Source organism: Undibacterium sp. Ji22W (genome assembly GCF_049340305.1).
Lineage (GTDB): Bacteria > Pseudomonadota > Gammaproteobacteria > Burkholderiales > Burkholderiaceae_D > Undibacterium.
Genome location: NZ_JBMPOU010000023.1, coordinates 1 through 296 on the forward strand (window position 1 = coordinate 1; position 296 = coordinate 296).

The 296-nt window shown below is 48.3% G+C and carries 1 protein-coding gene; it reads right to left on the minus strand.

Annotation, left to right across the window (positions count from 1 at the left end; all coding sequences use genetic code 11):
• Nucleotides 1–296 (minus strand): Ig-like domain-containing protein (locus ACO0KW_RS20420; RefSeq protein ID WP_423055181.1); only part of this gene is annotated, 296 nt, incomplete at both ends.

The following is a 296-nucleotide window of genomic DNA, read 5'->3' on the forward strand; positions in this document are numbered from 1 at the left end:
GTAATACTCGAAATAATGACGTTGTTATTACTGTTTTGCAAAACACTTGCACTAATCGGATTGGCCACCGCCGCGATGCCATTCACCGTGATGATAAGGTCAACCGCAACGGATGTTCCGTAGGGATTGGTCGCCGTGTATTTCAGACTATCTGTGCCGACAAAGCCAGATGTCGGCGTATAAATAATATTCAGGCCGCTGATATTTGCCGTGCCGTGCGATGGAGCGCTGGCCAAACTTAAATTAGTGACGGTCCCGTTGACACTTGCTGGGATAGCGTTATTTGCGCTGTCTTG